This window comes from Neobacillus drentensis (assembly GCF_036962765.1).
Lineage (GTDB): Bacteria > Bacillota > Bacilli > Bacillales > Cytobacillaceae > Neobacillus > Neobacillus drentensis_C.
The window spans coordinates 1-2,849 of the sequence record NZ_JBALOS010000285.1; the positions used below are offsets into that span (position 1 = coordinate 1).

Here is a 2,849-nt window from a genome sequence, read left to right on the forward strand (position 1 = left end):
ATATTGACCTGAAATAAGCTCTAACCTATAATTAGTAATGTGATAAAGGATAGCAAATGAGAATTGCTATAAAGCTGATTTTATTTAATATTTGGAGGGATTTAGAATGCCTGAACGTATGGTAGGTAAACAAGCACCTCGCTTTGAAATGGAAGCTGTATTACCAAACAAAGAATTTGGTAAAGTTAGTCTAGAAGAAAATATGAAAAACGATAAGTGGACTGTATTATTCTTCTATCCAATGGACTTTACATTTGTTTGTCCAACAGAAATCACAGCCTTATCTGACCGTTATGAAGAATTTGATGATTTAGATGCAGTTGTAATTGGTGCATCAACAGATACTATTCATACTCATCTTGCTTGGATTAAAACAGACCGTAAAGAAAATGGTCTTGGCGATTTAAATTACGCATTAGCAGCAGATACGAACCATGTTGTTGCTCGTGACTATGGTGTATTAATTGAAGAAGATGGTATCGCGCTACGTGGATTATTCATCATCAGCCCAGAGGGTGAATTAATGTACTCTGTTGTGAACCACAATAATATCGGCCGTGATGTTGATGAAACTTTACGTGTTCTTCAAGCATTACAAACAGGTGGTCTTTGCCCAGCGAACTGGAAGCCTGGACAAGCTACATTGAACGTCTAATTAGTAGAAAAAAGATAGACCTAACCTTTTAAAAGCGTTAGGTCTTTTTAATAGGAGGAATACTCATGAAATTACGTGAACCTATGCCAGAATTAACCGGTGCTGCAGAATGGTTAAATGGTGAAGTGACAAAAGCGGATCTAATCGGTGAAAAACCAACATTAATCCACTTTTGGTCGATTAGCTGCCATCTTTGTAAAGAAGCAATGCCCCAGGTTAACCAATTCCGTGATGATTTTAAGGACAAGTTAAATGTGGTTGCCGTTCATATGCCTCGATCTGAAAACGATCTAAATTTAGAAGAAATTAAACAAGTGGCAGCTGAACATGGGATTAATCAACCAATTTTTGTAGACAGTGAGCATAAGTTAACAGAAGCATTCGAAAACCAATATGTTCCAGCTTATTATGTCTTTGACCGTGAAGGTAAGCTCCGCCATTTCCAAGCAGGCGGAAGCGGCATGAAAATGCTCGAAAAACGTGTAAACCGTGTATTAGATGAGTTAGAAAAAACCGAATAATATTGTTGAAAAAAAGTTGTCAGTTGTTTACCAATCGGCAGCTTTTTTTTTTTAGAATGTAACCTTGCCTCTTTTTAATCGTCGGTATTAATAAATATGCATTCATACAGACCATTAAAACATAGAAAAAGGGGTGTCTTAAGTTGACAAATATAAACCGAAGGTTATCTATCTTATTTATTATTTTACTAGTATGGCTTGCTGGCTGCAGTGCTAGCAGCGAAGAAAAAAGTGAAAAAGTAAATCAAGGTAATAATGTGGCAATGGATAGAGCTAGTTCGGGAAGTGGGGAGCAAGCTAACTTTTATGCGGGTGAAGCAGGAAAGGCTGAAAAAACAGCTGAACCGGCAAGACTAAAAATTCAAAATCAAATGGTCATTTATCAAGCGGATCTTCAGTTGCGTGTAAAAAAATTTGATAAAACGGTCCAAACTCTTGAAGAAAAAGTTATCAAATATGGTGGCTATATAACGGAGTCCAATGTGTCAAAAGAGGGGAATGAGCAGGTGAGTGGCAGCATCAAAATAAGAATCCCACAAAAGCACTTTCAGGCCTTTTTACATGATGCCGAGAGCCAAGCTGCAGAAGTTTTGCAAAGGAACATAACCGGACAGGATGTAACGGAGGAATATGTGGATCTTGAGTCAAGATTGAAATCAAAAAGGGTAGTGGAAGAACGTTTAACAACTTTCATGAAAAGTGCTGTAAAAACAGAAGATTTATTAAAAATTTCAGCTGATTTGGCGGTTGTTCAGGAGGAAATCGAGTCCATTGAAGGAAAGATGAAGTTTTTAGAAAATCAAACATCCCTTTCTACGGTTAACATAACCTTATACGAAAAAAGAGTAGTTATTCCATCTATTGAGAAAGACAAATTAAATACATGGGAGAAAACAAAAAAACAATTTATGAAAAGTATTAATTTGTTATTAGTTGGCTTATCAGGTTTAGTTATCTTTATCATAGGAAACATACCAATTTTTGCTATTTTAGTTTTACTTGGAATTCTTTTCTTTACCCTGTATAGAAAGAAGAAGAACAGAAACAGACCAGAGTAAACAGGTGATTCTCCCTATATTCCTTTAATAAAAAATGCTAAAATGAGACCATAGGAGATCATGATGGAAGCAGAGGAGTTTGTTTATGAAAAGGAGCTTTGCAGTTATTGGGCTTGGCCGATTCGGTGGCAGTATTTGTCGTACTCTTACTGATGAGGGGATGGAAGTCCTCGCAATTGATAAGAATGAGGAACGTGTAAATGAATATGCAATGATTGCATCCCATGCAGTTGTAGGGGATACAACAGACGAAGCGGTTTTAAAGAGCTTAGGGATACGTAACTTTGATCATGTAATCGTGGCTATTGGCGATGATATTCAATCAAGCATCCTAACAACCCTTATTCTTAAGGAATTAGGAGTAGACCGTATTACCGCTAAGGCTCAAAATGATTACCATGAAAAAGTTCTTCGTAAAATTGGAGCAGACAATGTCGTTCATCCAGAAAGAGATATGGGAAGACGAATAGCCAACAATATGGCCTCTAGTAACGTTGTTGATTATCTTGAACTTTCAGCTGAACACAGTATTGTAGAGATTGTTGCAAATGGAAAACTTAGTGGTCATACAATTATGGATTTAGACATTCGTAAAAAATATGGTTTGAACATTGT

Annotated in this window: 4 protein-coding genes; all 4 read left to right on the forward strand. The window is 36.6% G+C overall.

Annotation, left to right across the window (positions count from 1 at the left end; genetic code table 11):
- Positions 1-106 precede the first annotated feature (106 nt).
- A complete protein-coding gene (locus V7137_RS27000; protein WP_335700928.1) occupies positions 107-655 on the forward strand; it encodes a peroxiredoxin in 549 nt (182 codons plus the stop codon).
- A gap of 65 nt (positions 656-720) precedes the next feature.
- Positions 721-1,176 carry a TlpA family protein disulfide reductase gene (locus V7137_RS27005; protein WP_335700929.1) on the forward strand — a complete coding sequence of 152 codons (456 nt, stop codon included), beginning with the start codon at positions 721-723 and terminating at the stop codon, positions 1,174-1,176.
- A gap of 143 nt (positions 1,177-1,319) precedes the next feature.
- Complete coding sequence (locus tag V7137_RS27010; protein ID WP_335700930.1) at positions 1,320-2,234, forward strand: DUF4349 domain-containing protein; 915 nt, start codon at positions 1,320-1,322, stop codon at positions 2,232-2,234.
- Positions 2,235-2,319: 85 nt separating this feature from the next.
- Positions 2,320-2,849, forward strand: a 530-nt coding sequence (locus V7137_RS27015) for a potassium channel family protein (RefSeq protein WP_335700931.1), incomplete at its 3' end; no start/stop codon positions are given.